Genomic DNA, 21872 nt, shown 5'->3' on the forward strand with positions numbered 1-21872 from the left:
TGTTAAATGACGTAATTTAGGGAGATATTTAACCTAAGGAGAAGTTAATTGGGGTAATTGACGTATCCTAGTTATGAAGGCTAGCTGGTTTTGTCAAAGACGCTAGCGTTAAATGATTGAACTAACAAATTATTCCTAAAGAATTGTCACATTTGTTAGGTTACGTCACAAAAATATAATACAATGAACTGTGGTTACATAATTTTACAAATATTAATATCGAGGGATTTTTTAGCTATGAAAAAGAAAATGCATGTTTGGAAATACTACGCGGCCGCTTTTATCATTCCGGTCGTAGTGGCTTCCATCGTCTTCGCAATTTACGGAATAACACCATTTGGTAACCATAATCTACTTATCAGTGATTTGCTCACGCAGTACATGCCATTTTTTAAGTTACTTCGTGATCAAATGCTCCATCATACCTTTAGTGCATACTCGTTTTTGGTCTCGATTGGTGATAATACCGTTCCGATCTACACTTACTATTTAATGAGTCCTCTGAACTTATTGGTTTCATGGTTCAGTGTGGTTCACATGCCAATTCTGATCTCAATCATCATTTTGATTAAGATCGGACTAATTGGTTGGTCAATGGCCTTCTTTTTGAAGGTAAAGTATCACAGACAGGACATGATGCAAATCATGGCTGCCGTAGCATACAGTTTGAGTGGTTACGTTGCCCTCTACTTTTATGATTTCATGTGGCTTGAGGCCTTAATGATTCTACCGCTTTTAACCCTTGGAATTGAACGACTGTTTTATAAGGGGAAATGGGGCGGATACGTCGTCGCTTTGACGGCCATCATTATCATGAATTACTACATGGGCTATATGCTGTGTATTTACTCTTTGATCTATTTTGTCTACCTCGTCTTTTTGAACCGTCCAGCTAAAACTGGGTTTTGGCATTACTTAAAGGTTCATGGTTCCATGACGTGTAAGTACGTCGTTAGTTCGATCATTGCCGCCCTGTTGTCGTGTTTCATGTTGATTCCATCAATTGTGGGGATGCTTTCAACCAGTAAGGGATTATTCAAGATCTGGGACTTTCTGCCTTATCCAAGGTTTAGTCCTGCTGTTTTTGTTAATCTTGGGGTGGGAGCCAATAACTTTATGGGTCGTTTGTCCCATGATCCCAGTATCTTTGTGGGCACGATCTTCATCATGGGCCTCTTGGTGTTCTGGTTATCGAAGAAGATTACGAAACGACAGAAACACGCTTCCTTCTGGCTAGTTGGGGCAATTTTCGTCGGGATGTGGATTACCACTTTCAACACTATTTGGCACATGTTTCAAAATCCAGCTGGATTCCCGTATCGAGAAGCCTTCATGTTCGGTTTTGTGACCATCATGTTTGCCTATGAAGCTTACATTAACGGAGCGTTTAAGGACAATCGAGTTGTTAAAAACGCTGGTTTAATCGTTTCCTTCCTGTTAGTAATTGGTTATGGTTGTGGCGATTTGGTTGCCTTATTTAACCACATGCATCAGTATGGCATTCAACTTATTGCTGGGAATTCCCACTTAATTTATGCCTTAATCTTTGTCTTAATAACCACGTTGTTGTTAATGGCAACGAATCGCTACGGCAAAAAGATTTGGTACCTGCTTTTCGCAGTCCTGTGTGTTGAGATGGGGGTTAACCTCTATCTCTCACTTCAGGGACGACGGATTGATGCGTTTAGGAATGCTCCTGCAATGTTTGGAAACCAGAAGAAATTTGAAAATGCTTATAACCAATCTAAAGGGATTATTGACCAAAAAGTTGATAATAAGAAGAATCAAACGACATTCCATCGTAATGACGTGAATAATCAACTGTACAGTGGAATCTTTGATCAGGATTACAACCAGTATAATGATGGGATTATCTTTAATTACCGTGGGGTAAGTGGCTATAGTTCAACTTTAAACATGCATACTCAAGCAGTCCTTTCTAATCTGGGATTATCGTCAAGAAACGTGCGCCGGGTTAGCGTGATTGGTAGTTCGCCGATTACCGACCAACTACTTGGAGTTACTAATCGGTTAACCATTTTGAAAAATGGTCAGACGATCAATAAAAAGAATGAACGCTATAGTGGACTGGGCTATGCGGTTTCTGATCGGATTGTTAAGACCAAACTAAACAAGGGTCATGTTTTTAAGAACTTGAATCGTTTCGTTCAAGACGAGTCTGGAACCAAGAAGAAGTTCATGCATAAGGCTCAGGTTACCGTTAATAATTCTGGTAAGTACCGTTATCAGACGGTTGATCCATACGATACTAGACAAATGGATACGGTGGACGGATACAAGTATAATTTGACGGTTAATCCGGTTATTTCCGGTAACCAATACATGTATCTGAGTCAGGCCAACCTCTACAAGGATAAAATCTTTGTGAATGGCAAGAAGATTCCTGAAAGATACCGGATGATCGGGACTGAAAACGTTAAGTTAGGTCATTTTGATAAAGGACAGAAATTTACGGTTAAGATTATTTCTTCTAATAGTCTGAAGGAGAAGAGTCTATTAAAGAGCTTCTCTGGCTTAGACGGTGTGGCTTTCAATCAATTTGTTGACGAAACTCAGCCATACAAGCTGAGAGTGGATCATCCTGAGAACCTGAAACTTTCAGGAGCCGATTTCACTGGTCACGTTAAGACGAGTTCAAAGCGCAACGTGCTCTTATTGAGTATTCCTTATGACAAGGGATGGCACGTGACTGAGAATGGTAAGAAAGTCAAGACTTTGATGGTTGCTGACGGCCTTACTGGGATAAAATTAAAGCCCGGTAAACACACCCTTCACTTCCATTACCGCACTCCAGGATTAATCCTGGGATTGCTTTTGACCCTAATTGGAATTTTGGGGGCATTCTGCGAGTGGCTATTCTACCGAAAACGAAATAAATAGAAATTAGCATTCCCAAAATACTTTGGGAATGTTTTTTGTTATAATTGGGTTAGAGTTAAGGAAACGAGTGAGGTAATAAATTATGAAAGTAACTGCATACTTAGTACGACACGGACAAACCTATATGAATCTTTATAACAAGGTACAAGGTTGGATTGATTCACCCTTGACCAAAAAGGGACTTGAGGACGCCGATAACGCTGGTGAACGATTGAAGGACATCAATTTTGATGCGGCCTTTAGTAGTGATTCTGGTCGAGCCATTCAAACCGCCCACCATATTTTGCAAGCCAACAACAATAACATCAACATCATTAGTTATCAGTTCCCCGAATTACGGGAACAGTTCCACGGCTACTTTGAGGGTGAAAACTTGGAGCAGATGTGGCAGTTTGTTGGTGAGCAGGTCAAGACGACTTCTGAGGCCGGGGTGCTCAAAAATTTTGGTCTTGAAAAGGCTCGTGATTTGATTGCCAGAGCCGATTTGTACAATAATGCGGAGGACAACAAGACGTTTTGGAAGCGAGTTGACCGTGGAATTGATCGAATCCGAAAAAACACCAAGGATGGTGACAAGATCCTGATCGTTTCTCATGGGATGACCATTCGCTCCATCGTTGATCGGTATAATCCAGCGCTTGATATTGGTGAACCAGCTAAGAACGGTAGTATCACTAAGCTGATTATTACTGATAAAGATATCAAGGTTGAGTATTTTAATAGTTTAGATGAACAAGTCTAAAAAGTCGGGACAAGCGTCTCGGCTTTTTTTTATGCCTTTTTCAAATGGTTTACTTCTTAATTTGTGAATAATATAATTATGACAGTTTAAAGGAGGAGTAAAAAATGGTTGAATTATATGCAAGTCCTAGTAATTATGTCCAAGGTTCAGATGTATTAATGAACAGTGCGGACCGAATTGGTAAGTTTGGGAAAAAGGTGCTACTTCTATCAAGTGGGACGGCACTAAGAATGGTTGGAAATGACTTTGCTGATTACTTGAAACAACATGACTTTGAAGTAACCGTCGTTGATTTTGCCGGGGAATCATCTGAAAGTGAGATTGATCGGGTCACTAAGATTGGTCAAAATAACGATGATGACATTGTCATTGGTCTGGGCGGTGGCAAGGTGTCCGATAGTGCCAAAGCGATTGCTGACAACTTAAACACGACCGTAGTGATTGCCCCAACGATTGCCTCGACGGATGCGCCATGTTCGCGGTTATCGGTAATCTACACTGATAGTGGTCAATTTGACCACTATCGTTTTTATAAGAAGAATCCCGACATGGTGATTCTTGATACCAAGGTGATTAGTCAGGCGCCAGTCAAGTTTCTGATTTCAGGAATGGCTGATGCCATGGCGACTAACATTGAGGCGACAGACACCCGAAAGTCGAACGGGAAGAACATGCTGGGTGGAAAATCCACCCTTGCTGGCGAAGCGATTGGACAAATGTGTGAACAAACGTTGTTTAAGTATGGCAGTTTAGCAGTGGCTTCAAACGTGGTTGGATCGGCTACTTCCGAACTTGATAAAGTCGTTGAAGCCAACACGCTTCTTAGTGGAATTGGTTTTGAAAGTGGTGGATTAGCAGCTGCTCACGCCATTTATAATGGTTTTACGGCTTTAAGTGGTGAGATTGACCAGTTATCTCACGGACCAGAAGGTCGCCTTTGGAACCCTATGTGAGTTGGTTCTGACTGGTTCTGATCACCGTCAATTTGAGAAGTATTTGAAATTTGATCTTGAATTTGGCCTACCAACGACGCTAGCGGATCTGAAGTTAGGGGAAGCTAGTGATGAAGAGTTAATGAAGGCAGCCACTCAAGCATGTGATCCAAAGGATACCATGGCTAATTTGCCAGTATCGGTAACTCCAATAGATGTGATGAACGCTATGAAAGCTGTTTCTGAATTTAGTCATGAATATCAGGTCAAGAATGGATTAGGGAATTAAAATGAATAATCGTGATGATGTAGTTGAATACATTAAAAAGAAGTTTGATGTTGAACCAGATCGACCTTTTAAAGAATATCCGAAGTACTTGGCTTTTCGTCACAAAGATGACCAGAAGTGGTTTAGCTTGGTCATGAACGTGCCTCAAAATAAGTTAGGATTAAACGGGACTGATGGGATCGATGTCTTAGACGTGAAAGTTGATCCAGATGTTGCCGGACTTTTGAAACAGTCTAAGGGCTATCTACCGGCTTATCACATGAACAAGGAGCACTGGATTACGGTTGTGCTTGGTGAAGTTGATTCAAAACAGGTCCAAAAGATGATTCAAGATAGTTTTAAAATGACCTTAAAGTAAGAATTAAAGCTAAGTAGATGATGACACAGCCGTCAAAGATAGTATCTCGCATACTAAACTGGGTTTCGTGATATCTAGTTGATTGGGATTTAGGCGTGTAGCCACGGGCATCTAAAGTATTGGCTAGCTTATTAGCGTGGTTTGTGACCGCGTACAACAGTGGAATAATGAGTTGAACGTGGAGCTTGATTTTCTTGGTCAATTTTGATGAAGTAAAGTCAACCCCACGGCTGGTTTGGGCAATTTTCAGATCGTTTAGTTCACCTAAAATGATGGGAATAAACTGCAAGGTGAGGGTAATCATTAACGAAAACTCAGATACAGGTAGATGCAGATAAGTTAATGGTCTCAGTAGTCGCGAGATTGCCTGCGATAAATCGGATGGACTGGTCGTAAACGATAAAAGGGCGGCCACTAGAAGTAGGAGAATGATTTTAACGCAAATTTGGCTTCCATAAAGCCAACCACCAACGTTAATCTGATTAATATCCAAGTCGTGATTGGTTGGAAAAATTCCATGATAAATTAAAATAAACACTAAAATGAACAAAATGGGCTTGATGGAACTAAGGGCCATGCTTACTTTGATGTGTGCCAAGTGATACAGTCCAATTAGTCCTAAAGCACCGATTCCAATTTGAATGGTCGTGGTTGACCACATGAAAGTGATCGTGATGAGCGTAATGAAAATGAGCTTGGTTCGCGGATCTAATTGTTGCATGAAGGAATGATTGTTTGCGTATGTGCCAAAGATAAAATTATTCATGTTTGAGTTGTGACACTAGACTAATTTTCTTGGTGGAAGCACAGATTAAACTAACGATCACGGCTTTGATGATATCACCAGGGATGAAGGCTAAGTTTGAAACTAGTGAGGCCGTTACTGACATGTGGGCAATCATTGAAAGGTACAGGGCCCCAAAAACATCAATCAGAATCACACCACCGATGACATTAGCAACAAGATACTTCCAGAAATTAATTTTCTTCCACAATTTTTCAACTAGGAAGCCAATAAGAAAGGCGGCAATGGGCCAAATGATGAAGTAACCACCGGTCGGACCCGCTAAAATCCCTAAGCCGCCACGTCCACCTGAAAGGACTGGCAGTCCAATTAAGACCAGGATGACTACCAGTAGGGCACTTAGAAAGCCGTTTTTCTTACCTAGAAAACTTCCCTGAAGCATGATGCCCATACTTTGTAGCGTAATTGGAACTGGGATAAACGGCAGTGTCAGCGGTGGAAAGAGGCCTAACACAACGACGATTGCGGCAAATAGTGCGTCATAAACAAGTTCTTTGGTTTTCATGATTGTTGCTCTCCTTAATTAATTACTTAAATGTCTTTATTTAAGATTATCGATTAAATTCATGAGAAACAATCATTTCATTAAATGATGTAGGCCAAATGTTGTTGGAACAATTATTTATCCGAAAATAAAATTGAGCCACATATTTATTTTTGCAACCTATGCCATCTGCATATGACTTATTAATACAAGAAAGCAGTAGACAGGTTGTCCGCTGCTTTTTATATCATTTAGAATAAATAAAAAACATGGTTTATTCTAAATTGACGAATTGATTGCTATAATAAAAATGAAGTTGCATTAGAGTTATCTAATTGTATGTGACTTTTGTGGAGTCGTTATCATGCAATTAAGCTTCTAGTCAGTTGACTAGAAAGGATCCATATAAAAAAGAGGTCACACCTTCGTGTGACCTCTTTTTCGTACCCTTTAAAAGAACTGTTTAATGTTATTAGTAATTTTCCGCATGTCCCGATCGTCTAACTTCGCGACCAACTTGGTTTCACTTCGAACTTCCATGTCCACGGTTCTAACGTGCTGAAGCATGGCAGTCCCATGAACATTTTTTTTATTAACCTGAAAGTATAGTGGTGATTTCACGTACTTCTTTTCTTCTAAGTACTTAGCGGAAGAACTGATTGGAATTACAATCACCGTGTTCATTAGATGATTATAGTGATTGTTACTAACCACCAGACACGGACGTTTTTTCTTGGTTTCGGTGCCAAGTGCCGGTTCAAGATTAACGAAGTAAATCTCACCTTGTTTATAATTCATTAATCGATAACCTCCGACCCCTGATCAGGGCCCCAATCTTGTTCCGAACTGCTGACGTTACCGTATTTCTTTTCCTGATCTTCAACGATTTTCCAAAACCCTTCAAAGGATTCTTTAGGTGCCATTGTTACCGAACCATCTTTTTGAATTGTAAATTCCAGTTGGTCGTTTTGCTTAAGATTGAGAATGTCACGGACGGTCTTTGGAATCGTAATTTGATTCTTACTCGTCATTGTTGCTGTGATTTTAATTTTGTTTGTCAACATGCATTAACCTCCCATATGCCCTCATCCAATGTAGCTCAAAATCAAGGGAAAGGGAAGCAATTTGTGCAGGCTAAACCATTCTTTTGTCGAACCATTTTGCAAGTAAGGAGAGTCCGTAGTTAATAATGAAGTACATAATGGCAATCGTGACAAACATCGGGATCATGTAATTAGGGTTCTGACCGTAGATGACCTGAGACCTAAAGGTTAGTTCTGGAAGGACAATGGCGGTTGCTAACGAAGTATCCTTAACTAGTGAAATGAATTGGGAAATCAGTGGTGGAATGGACTTCTTTAGGGCCTGTGGCAACAGGATGTGCCATAACGTTTGGGCCTTATTCATTCCGGTAGAAAGGGCACCTTCAGCTTGGTCAACTCCAACTGAGAGTAAGCCACCACGGATAATCTCGCCAACCATACTGGCTTCAAAGACCGACATGGCAACGACCGTGGCCGCAAAGGAATTCAACTCGACCCCTAACTTTGGTAAAGCGAAGAAGGTGAAGAAGATAAGAAGCAGTAAGGGAAGATTCCTGATGGTGTTGGAAATGAAACGAACCGTTTTGGTAAAGTAGGGAACTTTTTCAAATAGGATAATTCCGATTAGAGTTCCTAGGATAAAACTAATAATAATTGAAATCACTGATACCAGAATGGTAACCACTAGACCACCCAGTAAATAGTGCATGTTAATTAAACTAAATGCTCCACTCATTGTGTGACACCTCCGTTCACTTTGCGCTCAATCACGCTCATGCATTTGGAAACAGAGACGGTGATGATCAGGTACAAAATTCCAACGATGATGTAGGTGTTAAATGGGTCAAGATTTTCACCAGAGATAACGTTGGCCTGGTACATTAAATCGAATCCGGCCACAAATGACAGAATTGATGAGTTTTTAACCAGGTTAATGAACTGGTTTCCAAGTGATGGGATCGCCAGTTTGAATCCCTGGGGTAAGACCACTTGAATCATAGCCTGAGTGTACGTTAATCCGTTCGCTCTGGCACCTTCCATCTGGCCCGGATCAACTGAATCAACGCCACCTCTAATACACTCAGCGATAAACGCAGACGTATAGAGGATTAATCCAATGGTCCCAGACCAAAATCCAGAAATGTGAAAATCAGCTGCGACCACCACGTAGAAGAATAAGGTGATGACCAGAAGTGGGATGTTTCTAAAGAATTCGACAAACGCACTTCCGATGAATTTAAGTAATTTATTTGGAGCCATTTCTAGAAGGGCAAAGATGGTCCCCAAGACTAGTGATCCAACTAATCCAATGATTGAGGATAGGATGGTAATCCAGAAGCCGTCTAGAAGAGTTTTCCAATTTTCAAGAAAGATATTTATCATTTTTCAAGACTCCTCCAATCTAATCCAGGCACGTTTGAGAACCATTTCTTAATCAACTTGTTGTAAGTTCCGTCGGAAATGACTTGTTCTAAAGCTTTATCCATGGCGGCCTTCAGTTCAGGTTGGTGCTTGTTCATTGCTAGTCCGTAGGGTTGATTAGTGAATGGTTTTCCAACAACCTTGGTGGAACGATTTTGATCAGCTAGACCATATAGAATGGCGTTATCGGTAGTCACTGCCACTCCCTGACCAGATTCAAGAGCACTTAAGGCCTGGGAGTTATCTGGCATCGAGATGACCTTTGCCTTGGGAGCAAACTGTTTCATGGTTTGAATCGCAGTGGTTCCAATCGTCGTGATAACAGTGTATTTAGGATTGTTTAACTGAGAAATGTCCTTAATTGGGGAATCTTTTTTAACCAGAATTGATTGACCGGCTGGAAAATACGGTTTGGTAAAGTCAATCACTTTGGCTCTCTCGGGTGTGATGGTCATCGTTGCGGCTACTGCTTCAACCTGATTGTTTTTTAGTAATTGGATTTTAGAGTTAGTGGTGACCGAAGTGAATTCGGGCTTGATTTTCGTTCCGGCGTCCTTGGCCATTTGGGCGGTGACGGCGCGCGCCATGTCGACATCAAATCCTTCACTTTGACCGGTCTTGGGACTGATTAAGCCAAATAATCTGGTATCACCCTTAACTCCCCAGTGCATGACGTGGCTGTCCTTGATCCTGGCGTAGTCATTGGTTGCGACCGATTGATGTTTCTTAGCCTCAAGTCCGGTAAAAATGCCGCCAATGATTATGACAATTAGGATGACGGAGGCAATCAAACCCACTCGTTTTAACTTAAATTTACTCATGGAATCTACCTCACTTTTTATTTATGTTCAACTTGTGATAAGAACTTGCGAGCTCGTTCGGTCTTAGGGTGATCGAAAAATTCATCGGTTTTAGAATTTTCCAGGATTTTCCCGTCAGCCATGAAAATAACGCGATCAGCAACGGATCTGGCAAAGCCCATTTCATGAGTAACAACGAGGGTCGTCATGTCAGATGTGTTGGCGATGTCCTGCATGATGTCTAACACACTTCCGACCATCTCGGGATCAAGGGCAGAGGTTGGTTCGTCAAACAGCAACACCTTAGGATTCATTGCTAGGGAGCGGGCAATGGCAATTCGTTGTTGTTGACCACCGGATAATTGAGCTGGGTATTTGGCTCCCTGTTCTGGTAGATTAACTCGTTCAAGTAGTTTTTTTGCTACCTTTTCGTTTTCAGCTTGAGGACGTTTTAAGACGATTCGTGGAGCCAACGTGATGTTTTCGGTGATGGTTTTGTTGTTGTAAAGGTTGAAATGCTGAAAGACCATCCCAACGTCAGTTCTAAGTTTATTAAGGTTGGTTTTGTTGCTTGACAGATCTTTTCCGTCAACAATGAGTTGTCCCTGTTGAATGGTCTCTAGTCCATTAATGGTTCTAAGTAAAGTTGATTTACCCGATCCAGATGGTCCGATTAACACAACGTTTTCACCTTCGTGAATATCAAGGTTAATGTTGGTTAACGCGTGAAATTTGCCGTAGTACTTTTCTACGTCTTTGAATTGAATGATTGATCCCATTAAATTGTCCTCCTTATCATAAGCTCCAAAAAATGTATTTTGGGGTTATGACTAGATTATACGCATTGAAAGGAAATTACTAGCACTGATGGCACATTTTGTTACACAAAAGTAAATTTTTTTATCAGGACAACCAAAAAGACCCCAAAATACGAACATTATGGGGCCCTTTGGCTTAATTATCTTTAAAATGGAACTTACTTAGTGGTTGATCTTTTGAAATGATTTCATCAATGCTTCTCTAAGCTTCGGGTCGTGAGCAAAGATGAAAGTCCCAAAGACACCGCGCTTCATCAACACATTCACGGAGTTCAGGATGATTTGCCGCCTTATTTGTGCAAATTTTTTTGGATCCGTGATGTCTTTTCGGTGTTTTTTGCTTTCAACATCGGTTTGCTTTTTTAAGTCAACCTTTACGCGATGATCCTTAGGGTCAAGATAGATTGGCGGACCTAGAATAATGCCAACATAGTTCAAATCAAATCCCTGACAAGTGTAGATAGAACCAACCTCATTGATGGTTTGAGGAATTTCCGCCCACGGAGTACTGGTGTAATTGTACTGATCCCACGGCATTTTGAAACCACCAAGTTCTTTGATGTAATGTTTTCCGCCATCTAAAGTTGATGGATAGCCGGTGGTCGAAACAATTCGGGATAAGCCCACCTCATGGTTTTTCTTCACAATCGCTTGGCGCATTTTTTCAGCGTCATCAAAGATTTGAAAGTCGTAACCAGTATCGGCGTCCTTGGGGATTGGCAGCAACTTGCCTCTCGTAAATTCATTGATCCAGTGAACCAAGTCTGGCTTAGCGGTCATGCGAAACTGATGAGTCAGTTGATAGCTTTCGTGATAGTAGGGTTCAAGTAGTTTGTTTAAACGTTGCTTGTCCCAGTAACACTTGGTCCGTAGTACCTGATTCATGTCAAAGATGGCAATGACGACCTTGCTTGACTTAATGATTTCCTCTAACTGGTTTTCCTGGTAGAAATTATTGTAGTGATCGGGTGAGGACAGTAGCAAGTGGGCTTCATCAACAATCACAACGTCAGCACGTTCGTTTCGCTTGTGCATTTGGTTAATAAATGAGGTGGGACGCATAAAGTTCTTTTTTAAAACGTTATCCTCGGACCCAGCAATTTGTTTGTAAACCTTTAAAATTTCCGGGTGGTTAACTAAGAAGTAGTTTTTTGTACCATGAAGTTTGCCACTTTTCGTTGCGGCTTGTTGGAGGTTGAAAAAGAGTTGGCTTAAAATAACACTTTTACCCGTTCCAGCATCCCCAAAGATCGTGAAAATGGACGGTTGTTTTTGATCGATTCTTTGCTTAATAAATTGTTCAATTTGATGAATTAATTGTTCCTGTTCCGTAGTTAAATGGTGAAGGTTGGGAGCAAGTTTCTTAATTGCTTGATTGTTATGCATTTTTTGCGAGGTGCTTTCTTTGAATGGTCCAGTTAACTAGTGCAAGGATTAAGCCGAAAACGGCCAGTACGAACAGGAGTAAGAAGTCCATGTGACCACCCATGACCGTCTTTGAGACATATTGGGCAGCACTGTGAGCCTGGTTCTGGTTAAAGGCGTAAATCGTTGCCAGGACACTAGTACCGATTGAACCAGCGTATTGTTGGAGCATGTTAAAGAGCGAGTTCACGTCGGCTGAATCAGATTGTGGAGCGGTTTCTTGAGCGTTGGTAATGGTACAGGAGAACGCGCAGTTAAATCCAATTCGTAAAAGTGCGAATAACAGCGTCAACACGACCACCGTGAAGGCCGCGGTCATGGAACTAAACAAGAACGTGGCGATTGACAGAAGAACCATCCCAATCATGATTGGTTTAAAAGCTCCGAACCGGTCATAAGCGCCTCCCGCAAATGGCGAAATGAGTCCACCAATGATTGAACCTGGAAGCAGGATCAGTCCGGCAACCATGGCACTGGTATGAAGAACCGTCTCAGCGTAAATTGGAATTACGAATGACGCCCCAATATTAATGAACATCAACAAGAAGTAGTTCACGGCGTTCAGTGAAACCGTGGGGATCTTGAGTGGGTGAAGCGACATTAGCTGTGAATCACCATGACCATTGAGGTAGATAAATAAGACCAGGGTGATTAATCCAATGACGATGGGAATGAGGCCACTCATAAACGTTGCACCCTTGACGCCAAACTGATTAGCACCCCAAACAAATGAAAATAGGGTCACGATCAAGAGGGCAAAGCTAACGAAATCAAATCGTTTGGAGATTCCCGGAGCTTTAAGATCAATGCTCTTAAGACCAATAAACAGGGTAACTAGGACGATTGGGAAAGCCACGATGAAGATGTAACGCCATGAAAGTAGTGATGATAGCGTTCCCCCGTAAGTTGGTCCTAGTGCGGGAGCTAGTGAGATAACCATTGAAGCAATTCCAGTGTAAAAACCGATTTTTGGTCGGGGTACTTCAGCAAAAATGATTTGATACATCATCGGAAGTGAGATTCCGGTGGCAGCTGCTTGAATTAGTCGTCCGACTAATAGGAGCCAGAAGTTGGGTGCGACCGCACACAAAATATCACCAAGGATAAACGCGGTGACCGCAAAGACGAAAATGTTTTTTAGTGGGAATTTTTTTAGGAGGTATGCCGTCGTTGCCATGGTAATGGTAACGACTAGTAGGTATCCAGTTGAAATCCACTGAACTAAGTTTAACGAAATGTGAAAAATTTGTGAGAGTTCTGGAAACGTAACGTTCATTGAAGTTTCTAATAGAATTCCACAAAATGATAATAACGCGGTGGCGAGGATCGCGATTTTGGTTTTTAAGCTTACTTTTGAATCCAAATAATTTCCTCCATTACCGTATTTTATTTGTTGGCGTCGTTAACCGCCTTGTTGACGGCATTTCTAAAGCCGGTGGCGTCTAAAGCAACCACCCCACGAATGGTAGAACCACCAGGTGAGGTAACTTGGTCTTTCAAAGTTGCCGGTGAAATGCCAGTATCGAGTGCTAATTTGCCACTGCCTTGAACCATACTTGCAGCGACCTTAAAGGCGGTCTCACGGTCAAGGCCATTTTGAACGGCGGCGTCAGCTAAGGCGTCCATGAAGACGTCGACAAAAGCTGGGCCACATCCAGCAACCGTTCCCACGATGCCAAGGTTTTGGTTACTGGTCTTAATGAGCGTTCCTAGGTTAGTGACAACGTCTAAAGCCGACTTAACGTCTGCTTCATTAGCATTCTTAGATTTACCAACGGCGATGCAACCGGCGTTCACGGCAACCGGGATGTTAGGTACGATACAAACCACTGAGTTGTTTTGGTGCACGTCATTAATGGCTTGTTCACTAACCCCCTGGGCCGCTGAAACGATCACAGTTTGGTCTGGCAATTTGGTGTTCTTCAGCACTGCCACTGTGATTGGTGCGGGAGTTGTTACAAATAGGACGTTTAAGTCACTTGGAAAATCATCGATGACAATTGTGAAGCCAAGGTCTTTTGAGAAGTTTTTGAGCTCGTCGGTTACGTGATGTCCCTTTACTAAAATGTCACTCGCGTTATATTTGTTGACAAGTCCTTTAATGATGGCGCTGCCCATATGGCCGGCACCTAATACTCCAATTTTCATGTGATTCACTCCTTAATTTATCATTATGATAATAATGATACATCATTGTTAATTGGTTATGTAAGCAGGAATTGACAAACCAACGATTTTACCGAGAGAAAGTTACTATTGGTAAGCGCTTACAGCTAATGATATAATGAAAGTAATAATTCACAAACCAAACATCAGAAAGGGGTTGGCAATTTGAGCTTAAAAAGTTGGTTTAGTAATTTGACGGATAAGGAGACCCCGAGCCTTTCGGATTCGAAACTAGCGGATAACGTTCAATTCATTGATAACGAAGGAAAATACCTTGAAACGGTTGTTAATAGTTTTAAAGATAACTCCGGGTTAGTTCATTATCGTGGTGATGGTTACACCGTTGAGAATTCATTTGCGTTTGCGATTGGTGACCTAGTCAATGACGATAACTTGCTTGAAAAATGTGCTTATTCGATTAAATTGTTAAAAAGAATGGACGCACCCAAAAAATCAAAGTTGGCCTCCTTAATTGCGCAGTTGATTAAGATGATTACGTATGTTTCTGATTATGTTACGGGAATGCGGCGTGATATGCGCCAGGGGACAACTGGTCATGCTGCGATCCAGATGTTCTGGCGTAGTGAGAAGGCCATTAAGGAATTTAAGGTTGAAAAAGTGTACACGGTCGCACTTGTTAATGCTGATGAACCAGTAACTAAATGAAAGTATCAAAAAACTGGACTCAAACGAGTCCAGTTTTTTGTTTGCTTAAAATTATTTATTTAATAGTTCATCGTCAACGGCTTGAGTGTAGCTTTTAAGTTTTTGATCAGCTGCCTTTGCTGTATCAGCTTTAACACCGATGTAAAACTTGATCTTGGGTTCAGTTCCAGACGGACGAATTGCAAGCCAAGTCCCATCATCAAGCCAATACTTTAAAACGTTCGATTGTGGTAACTCAATCTTTTGGGTTGAACCGTCAGCCATCGTCGTGGTGGAAGTCTGGAAGTCTTCAAGCTTAATCACCTTGGCGCCATTGAATGTTGTCATGGGATGGTCTCTAAAGTCTTTCATGATTGCGGCCATCTTGGATTTACCCTCTAGACCATCGAATTCCTTGGAGATGGTCTTTTCTCTAAAGTAACCGTACTTCTTGTAGATATCCTGAAGACCGTCGTACAGGGTCATCCCCTTTTCCCGGTAGTAAGCAGCAACTTCAGCAAGCAGTAGGGTCGACTGAATGGCGTCCTTATCCCTTACAAACGGTTTGATAAGATAACCGTAGCTTTCTTCAAATCCAAAGAGGAAGGTATGATCGTGATTTTGTTCAAAGTTTTTGATTTGTTCCGCAATAAACTTGAACCCGGTTAGGACGTTCTTCATCTCGATCCCGTAATTCTTGGCAATATCGGTGGCGAGTTCAGTTGAAACGATTGATTTGACCACTACTCCATTCTTTGGAAGGGTACCAGCGTCTTTTTTGGCTTGAAGAATATAATTTAAAAGAACACTGGCAATTTGGTTTCCAGTCATGAGTTTGTACTCACCATCGGGTTGTCTAACGGCGGCTCCCAAACGGTCAGCGTCAGGGTCGGTCGCAATCAGAACGTCCGCATCTTCTTTTTTACCCAATTTAATGGCAAGATCGAAGGTTTGCGGGAATTCTGGATTAGGAAATGGTGTAGTAGGAAATTCAGGGTCGGCGATGGTTTGTTCAACAACCGCGTCATAGTTCTTGAACCCAGCGTCTGAGAGTGCCCGTCTAGCAACAATTTTACCAGTTCCATGAAGGGGGGTGTAGACAAACTTCAGGTCTTTTCCTACCTTATTAATCAGGTCATGGTTCACGTTGACCGTTTGAACTGCTTCTAGATAAGGAACGTCGACGTTTTCACCAACGATACTCATGAGCCCATCCTTTCTAAGGTCCTTTTCCTCTGAAACTGGAATTTTAAAGAGGTCGTTGACCTTGCGGATGTAAGTAGTTATTAGATCGGATTCTTTGGGTGGCATTTGGCCACCATCTTCACCGTAAATTTTGTAACCATTGTATTGTTTTGGATTGTGACTAGCGGTAATCATGATTCCGGCGTAAGTGTGTAAGTGACGCACAGCAAATGAAAGTTCCGGAGTTGGGCGAATGTCATCAAAAACAAACGTCTTGATGCCGTGAGCACCAAGTACCCGAGCCGCTTCATGAGCAAAAAGTTGCGAGTTGTATCGGGGATCAAAACTAATAACAACCCCACGCTTTTTTACCTCAGGATCAAGGGTGTCCATCAGTTGGGCGAGACCCTCAGTGGCTTGTCTAACGGTATAAACGTTCATCCGGTTCGTTCCAGCACCGAGCGTTCCACGCATTCCGGCCGTTCCAAATGAAAGTGATGACCCAAAAGCGTCTTCAATTTGTTCCGAATCATTTCTCATTTTGGCCAAATCGATTTTTAATTCTGCCGGCATATCTTCTTGAGAAACCCAGTTATCATATTCCTGTTTAGTATCTGTTGCACTCATAATTTTCCTCCTGGAAATAATTTTTCCACGTCGAATAGTTTGAATTGTAACTTCTAATATGGATTATAATTAAAGTCCGACACTCCGTCAATGTAAGCGCCTTTATATTGATGTCAAGACTGTGATATACTTACGCTAAGGTGGTGAGACAAATGAAATTTGATTATGAACCAGGCCGTTTCTATGCTAACGATGTCCATGGTGATTTAATTGCTGAAGTTACTTTTACTGAAGATAATGGAGTAGTCTCCATTAACGAAACATTTGTGAACCCAAGTTATCGTGGCCAGGGTCTAGCTGGGAAGTTAATTATGGTAATGATTGATTACGCCAAAGAAAACCATGATTTAATCAAACCAGTTTGTTCCTTTGCCGTTAAATTTTTCGAAAAAAATACTCAATATGATGATTTATTAGATAAATAGGAGGTAATTAAGATGGCTGTATTAGTTGCTGGAGGAGCTGGATACATTGGCTCACACATGGTCGATCAATTAATTAATAAAGGTTACGATGTTGTAGTGGTTGATAATTTGTCAACGGGACACCGCAAGGCCGTTAATCCAAAGGCCAAGTTTTATGAGGGGGATACTCGTGATTCTGACTTTTTGGATGACGTTTTCGCTAAGGAAAATATCGATGCTGTAATCCACATGGATGCTTTCTCACTGGTTCCCGAATCAATGAAGGATCCTTTGAAGTATTTTGATAACAACGTGATTGGGATGATTAAGCTGTTGGAGTCAATGAAGAAAGCCGGAATTAAGTACTTGGTTTTTTCTTCCACCGCTGCTACCTATGGTAATCCAGAGCGAATTCCAATCTATGAAAAGGATCGAAAAGACCCCATCAACCCTTATGGTGAAAGCAAGTTAATCATGGAGCACATTATGAAGTGGGTTGATGAAGCTTACGGCATTAAGTTTGTTGCTCTTAGATACTTCAACGCCGCTGGTGCAAAGGAAGACGGTTCCATTGGGGAGGATCATCATCCAGAAACCCATTTAATTCCCATCGTCTTAAAGGTGGCCGCAGGTCAGCAGGATACCATGAAGATTTTTGGGGATGACTATGACACTCCAGACGGGACCAACGTTCGTGATTACGTGCACGTCCTTGATTTAGCGGACGCTCATATTTTAGCCATGAAGTATCTGGAAAGGGGTAATCCAAGTAACATCTTTAACCTCGGCTCATCAACTGGTTTTTCTAATAAACAGATCGTTGATGCCGCTCGAAAGGTTACTGGTAAGAAGATTCCGGTTGAAATTGACGCAAGACGTGGTGGCGATCCTGATACCTTGATTGCTAACTCTGACAAGGCGAGAGAAGTTCTTGGTTGGAAACCACAGTTTGATAACGTTGAAGAAATCATTAAAACCGCTTGGACCTGGAAGACTAAGCATCCAAATGGTTACGAAGACAAGTAAATGGGGCACAAATATTGAAGAAAAGTAAAACTTACATTGGTGTCATCCTAGCAATTGCTGGAGCCATCATGTGGGGAATTCAAGGACCTGTTTCGCAGTTCTTGTTTCAAGATAAGAATTTTTCAACGGAATGGCTAATGGGAGTTAAGATGTCGGTTGCCGGCATCTTAATTCTTTTATTTACAAAGTTTGTTCAAAGAAATAGGATTTTAAAGATTTGGCACACCGGATATAGCTGGGTCATCCTGCTCTGTTATGCGATTTTTGGTTTATCGGCCGTTCAGTACCTATACTTACTGACAACGAGAGCCAGTAATGCGGCAACTTCAACTATCATGCAGAGCCTTGGAACGGTCATCATTATGATTTTGACGGTGATTGTGTACAAAAAAGCACCAACGATTCAGCAGGGTGTCGCTGTCGTGGTAGCCCTACTTGGAACGTGGTTACTGGTAACAAAGGGAGATTTGACCCATCTTGCAATGAGTCCTAAAGCGTTTACGCTTGGCCTTTGCCTGGCTTTTGCTGGCGCGCTTCAGACCATGCTGCCGGTCAAACTCCAGGAAAAGTTCAGCACGTTTGTCATCATTGGATGGGCAATGATCGTTGGTGGAGTGATCTTCACCTGCGTTCATCCCTTTTGGGTGGATGTTCCCAAGCTTTCTCTTGGTGGCATTTTGGGAGTGGCCTTCATTGTGCTTTTTGGCACAATGTTGTCATTTTTATGCTTCACATCGAGTTTAAGGTACGTGTCCGCTACGACTGCCGGACTACTCGATACTTTTGAACCTTTGTCGGCAACGATTGGAACCGTGGTTTTCTTACATACCAGTTTCAATATCTATGAAATCATTGGTGGCATTTTGGTCTTGAGTACCGTTTTTATCCTGGCAATCAGACCCAGAAAAGCATCACTTCAGCACTGACTAATTGGTTGGTGCTTTTTTGATTGAACTGCTTTTGGCGGATTGCGTGTTTGTGATCAATTTTGTATAATTGGAAGCGTTATGAATGAATTAATGTTTTAAGTAAAATATTAAACATTGAGGAGGAGTTTGATGAATAGGTTCGTCAAAAAATACATATTTTTTGCGATATTTTGGGTTCTTGCTGTTTTAGCTGCCATTTTCTTTTTGCCCAGCATTTCACAGGTAACTGCACAACATGGACAGACTAAGATTCCAGCTAACATGCAGAGTCAGGTTGCTGAAAATATTCAAAAGCATTGGGGCCATCACATTAGCGATACCAGACAAGTTGTACTGGTATATAACAACGGCAATAAACGCATTAATGCTAGTAAACAGGCTAACATTGATCGAACCGTTTCGAAGCTAAAAAATGATGCCGATTACTATGGAATTAAGGGTGTTACCTCAGCAAACGAGAATGCCGCCGCCAAGAAACAACTGATTTCAAAGGACGGTACGACTGAATTAGTTCAACTGAATGTTTCTAAAAAGGACTCGGTTGAAACGATGAACAACAAACTCAAAAAGGGTGCGAAAACGGCGAACTTGAAGTCGTACGTGACAGGATCTGATGTCTTAGATGACGACATGCGGCAGTCAATGATCGACGGCATCAAGCAAACCGAAATCATTGCGGCAGTCTTTATTTTGATTGTGTTGATCATTGTCTTTAAATCTCCAATCGTTCCGTTGATTTCACTTTTGACCGTGGGAGTTTCTTTCATTGTCTCTTTGAGTGTCGTCATGAATTTGGCGAAGTATATGGGCTTTCCACTCTCAAACTTTACCCAGGTCTTCATGGTGGTAGTGCTGTTTGGAATCGGGACTGACTACAATATCCTGCTGTACGACCGGTTTAAGGATAATCTGGGACAAGGAATGGACAAAGTTGAGGCGACGGTCGATGCCAGAAGACGAGCCGGTAAGACCATTCTCTACAGTGGTGGTTCTGTCCTAATCGGTTTCTTTGCCCTTGGACTAGCCAAGTTCTCAATTTACCAATCTGGAGTGGCAGTTGCCATCGGAGTGGTGGTACTATTACTGGTACTTCTCTCATTAAATCCGTTCTTTATGGCACTCCTTGGTAAGACCATGTATTGGCCCGCTAAAAATCTGTCACCAAAGAAACGGGGTAGTCGAATCTGGTACTTCTTGTCCAGTCATTCAGTTGCACATCCGGTGATGGCGATTGCCTTGGTTTTAGTTTTGACTTTGCCGTTGATTTTCTTTGCAGGAAAGAGCAGCTTGAACTACGATAATTCGGTTGAATTAAGTAATTCATTGCCTTCAAAACAAGGATTAAATACGGTATCCAAGCATTTCTCAAAGGGAACTGCTGAACCGTCAACGATTTATATTCAATCCAAACACAAGGTCAATAACGAGAAGTCAATGATGGAAATTGATCGGATTACTCGTCAATTGGAGAAAAATAAGGAAATTAAGACGGTTGCTTCGGTCACCCAGCCAAGTGGCGAACCAATTAACCAACTCTACTTAAACGATCAGCTGGGGACTTTGAACAGTAAGATGCAACAGGCTAATGCTGGTCTAACCCAACTTCAGAGTGGGGCTAACAGTGGTTCATTTAATGCCGATCAACTAAAGGCAATTGGGGCTTCGGCACAATCAATTGGAGATCATTTAAAGACCATTCAAGGCGCTAGTGGAGCAAGTACCGCTCCTGGTCAAACTTCGGGTCAGCAAGTCATCGCCCAGATGCAACAACAAGCCACCGCTATGGGGTCACCAATGAGTCCCCAGCAGTTACAAATTGTTGCTAGTGGCCTTCAAAGTGTTAGTTCCAAGGTACAAATGCAACAGGCCGCTTCTATGTCAGGTCTTCAAAATGAATTGGCCGGGATTGCCTCAGATACTCAAAACATTGGTGCAAATGCTCAGGCGATGGGGCAAGAACTCCAGGGTGTTCAAGCCCAATTGTCGCAAGCAAATGATGGCCTAAGTAAGATTAATAAAGGCATGCAACAGTCAAATGAATACTTGACCGGTTTACAGAACTCAGCTGCGGCTGCGAACACGTTCTACATTCCTAATCAGGTGCTTCAAAGTGATACTTTCAAGCAAGCCTTAAACAACTACGTTTCTTCTAATGATAAGATTACAAGCATCACCTTTGTCTTAAAAGATAACCCATCAAACGCTAAGTCGATGAACTTGGTTAAGGACGTTCAAAATCAAGTTAAACAGTCACTGAAGGGAACTAGTTTAAATGATGCAACCGTTGCAATTGGGGGAGAGACAGCAACCATGTCTGACACCCATGATATTGCCTCACAAGACTTCTTCAGAACGGCTGTCATCATGTTAGTCGGAATCCTGATTGCACTGATGTTTGTAACCCGTTCAATTCTACAACCACTTTATATTGAAGGAACATTAATTTTGACGTACTTCACTTCATTGACGTTGACACGGATCTTCTCGGATATTTTCCTCGGACAGAGCATGTTGACCTGGAACACGCCGTTCTTCACCTTTATCATGTTGATTGCGCTGGGGGTTGATTACAGTATCTTCTTGATGATGAGGTACCGAGAAACCAAAGACGGAACGCCTGCGAAACGAATCGTTAATTCGGCCAACTATATTGGAGTAGTGGTATTATCTGCTGCTGTGATTTTAGGTGGTACGTTTGCCGCACTGATTCCATCAGGAATTTTGACACTGATTCAGGTTGCCATCGGGGTAATCATTGGTTTGATTATCTTAGTAATCATCTTGCCAATCCTGTTACCAGCTGCCATTCGGTTAACGTATCAACCAATGAGATTTAAACGAGATAAAAACGAAGATTAGTTTTTAATTTAA

The 21872-nt window shown here is 41.8% G+C and carries 20 protein-coding genes and 1 pseudogene; 9 read left to right on the forward strand and 12 right to left on the reverse strand.

The features are described from left to right. Positions 1-237: 237 nt before the first annotated feature. The 4 genes and pseudogenes from AC6UDE_RS01565 to AC6UDE_RS01580 all read left to right on the forward strand — a co-directional run bounded on the left by AC6UDE_RS01565 (position 238) and on the right by AC6UDE_RS01580 (position 5222). Complete coding sequence (locus AC6UDE_RS01565; RefSeq protein WP_500696423.1) at positions 238-2901, forward strand: YfhO family protein; 2664 nt, start codon at positions 238-240, stop codon at positions 2899-2901. Positions 2902-2983: 82 nt separating this feature from the next. Further along, on the forward strand, positions 2984-3643 hold the full coding sequence (locus AC6UDE_RS01570; RefSeq protein ID WP_500693372.1) for a histidine phosphatase family protein: 660 nt from the start codon (positions 2984-2986) through the stop codon (positions 3641-3643). 104 nt (positions 3644-3747) lie between these two features. Continuing rightward, positions 3748-4864, forward strand: a pseudogene (locus tag AC6UDE_RS01575) (glycerol dehydrogenase). A 1-nt stretch (position 4865) separates the two neighbouring features. After that, positions 4866-5222, forward strand: a complete 357-nt coding sequence (locus AC6UDE_RS01580) for an MmcQ/YjbR family DNA-binding protein (protein WP_500696424.1) — start codon at positions 4866-4868, stop codon at positions 5220-5222. On the opposite strand, the gene AC6UDE_RS01585 is transcribed toward AC6UDE_RS01580, so the two are convergent. The 11 genes from AC6UDE_RS01585 to AC6UDE_RS01635 all read right to left on the reverse strand — a co-directional run bounded on the left by AC6UDE_RS01585 (position 5203) and on the right by AC6UDE_RS01635 (position 14167). Then, complete coding sequence (locus AC6UDE_RS01585) at positions 5203-5988, reverse strand: energy-coupling factor transporter transmembrane component T family protein (RefSeq protein WP_500696425.1); 786 nt, start codon at positions 5986-5988, stop codon at positions 5203-5205. The two genes, AC6UDE_RS01580 and AC6UDE_RS01585, sit on opposite strands and share 20 nt — an antisense overlap. Continuing rightward, positions 5981-6532 carry a biotin transporter BioY gene (locus tag AC6UDE_RS01590; RefSeq protein WP_500696426.1) on the reverse strand — a complete coding sequence of 184 codons (552 nt, stop codon included), beginning with the start codon at positions 6530-6532 and terminating at the stop codon, positions 5981-5983. The genes AC6UDE_RS01585 and AC6UDE_RS01590 overlap by 8 nt, the downstream gene beginning before the upstream one ends. A gap of 429 nt (positions 6533-6961) precedes the next feature. Then, positions 6962-7309, reverse strand: coding sequence for a type II toxin-antitoxin system PemK/MazF family toxin (locus tag AC6UDE_RS01595; protein WP_500696427.1), 348 nt, complete (start codon positions 7307-7309; stop codon positions 6962-6964). Continuing rightward, positions 7309-7575 carry an AbrB/MazE/SpoVT family DNA-binding domain-containing protein gene (locus tag AC6UDE_RS01600; protein ID WP_500693378.1) on the reverse strand — a complete coding sequence of 89 codons (267 nt, stop codon included), beginning with the start codon at positions 7573-7575 and terminating at the stop codon, positions 7309-7311. The genes AC6UDE_RS01595 and AC6UDE_RS01600 overlap by 1 nt, the downstream gene beginning before the upstream one ends. A 70-nt stretch (positions 7576-7645) precedes the next feature. Then, complete coding sequence (locus AC6UDE_RS01605) at positions 7646-8290, reverse strand: amino acid ABC transporter permease (protein ID WP_500693379.1); 645 nt, start codon at positions 8288-8290, stop codon at positions 7646-7648. Beyond that, positions 8287-8937 carry an amino acid ABC transporter permease gene (locus AC6UDE_RS01610; RefSeq protein ID WP_500693380.1) on the reverse strand — a complete coding sequence of 217 codons (651 nt, stop codon included), beginning with the start codon at positions 8935-8937 and terminating at the stop codon, positions 8287-8289. Before AC6UDE_RS01610 ends, AC6UDE_RS01605 begins: the two co-directional genes overlap by 4 nt. Beyond that, entirely contained in the window at positions 8934-9797 is an 864-nt protein-coding gene (locus tag AC6UDE_RS01615; RefSeq protein ID WP_500695376.1) for a transporter substrate-binding domain-containing protein, read from the reverse strand. The genes AC6UDE_RS01610 and AC6UDE_RS01615 overlap by 4 nt, the downstream gene beginning before the upstream one ends. A 17-nt stretch (positions 9798-9814) precedes the next feature. Beyond that, positions 9815-10555, reverse strand: coding sequence for an amino acid ABC transporter ATP-binding protein (locus tag AC6UDE_RS01620; RefSeq protein WP_500695375.1), 741 nt, complete (start codon positions 10553-10555; stop codon positions 9815-9817). A gap of 201 nt (positions 10556-10756) precedes the next feature. Then, complete coding sequence (locus AC6UDE_RS01625; RefSeq protein WP_500696428.1) at positions 10757-11980, reverse strand: DUF2075 domain-containing protein; 1224 nt, start codon at positions 11978-11980, stop codon at positions 10757-10759. Next, entirely contained in the window at positions 11973-13382 is a 1410-nt protein-coding gene (locus AC6UDE_RS01630; protein ID WP_500696430.1) for an MFS transporter, read from the reverse strand. The genes AC6UDE_RS01625 and AC6UDE_RS01630 overlap by 8 nt, the downstream gene beginning before the upstream one ends. Before the next feature lie 23 nt (positions 13383-13405). Further along, the gene (locus AC6UDE_RS01635) at positions 13406-14167 is read right to left on the reverse strand and encodes a pyrroline-5-carboxylate reductase family protein (protein WP_500696431.1); all 762 of its coding nucleotides are present in this window, start codon (positions 14165-14167) and stop codon (positions 13406-13408) included. Positions 14168-14350: 183 nt separating this feature from the next. On the opposite strand from AC6UDE_RS01635, the gene AC6UDE_RS01640 reads away from it, so the two are divergent. Then, entirely contained in the window at positions 14351-14851 is a 501-nt protein-coding gene (locus AC6UDE_RS01640; RefSeq protein ID WP_500693386.1) for a hypothetical protein, read from the forward strand. Positions 14852-14902: 51 nt separating this feature from the next. Here the strand turns inward: AC6UDE_RS01640 and AC6UDE_RS01645 are convergent, their stop codons facing one another. Continuing rightward, a complete protein-coding gene (locus AC6UDE_RS01645) occupies positions 14903-16642 on the reverse strand; it encodes a phospho-sugar mutase (protein ID WP_500696432.1) in 1740 nt (579 codons plus the stop codon). 152 nt (positions 16643-16794) lie between these two features. On the opposite strand from AC6UDE_RS01645, the gene AC6UDE_RS01650 reads away from it, so the two are divergent. From AC6UDE_RS01650 to AC6UDE_RS01665, 4 genes are all read left to right on the forward strand, one after another. After that, positions 16795-17067 carry a GNAT family N-acetyltransferase gene (locus tag AC6UDE_RS01650; RefSeq protein ID WP_500696433.1) on the forward strand — a complete coding sequence of 91 codons (273 nt, stop codon included), beginning with the start codon at positions 16795-16797 and terminating at the stop codon, positions 17065-17067. Positions 17068-17079: 12 nt separating this feature from the next. Continuing rightward, positions 17080-18072: a UDP-glucose 4-epimerase GalE gene (galE, locus tag AC6UDE_RS01655; RefSeq protein ID WP_500696434.1), complete on the forward strand. Its 993-nt coding sequence runs from the start codon at positions 17080-17082 to the stop codon at positions 18070-18072. A gap of 14 nt (positions 18073-18086) precedes the next feature. Then, entirely contained in the window at positions 18087-18998 is a 912-nt protein-coding gene (locus AC6UDE_RS01660) for a DMT family transporter (RefSeq protein WP_500693390.1), read from the forward strand. Between the two features lie 132 nt (positions 18999-19130). Further along, positions 19131-21860: an MMPL family transporter gene (locus tag AC6UDE_RS01665; protein WP_500696435.1), complete on the forward strand. Its 2730-nt coding sequence runs from the start codon at positions 19131-19133 to the stop codon at positions 21858-21860. Positions 21861-21872 lie beyond the last annotated feature (12 nt).

The organism is Fructilactobacillus sp. X2R5C3, from assembly GCF_059901325.1.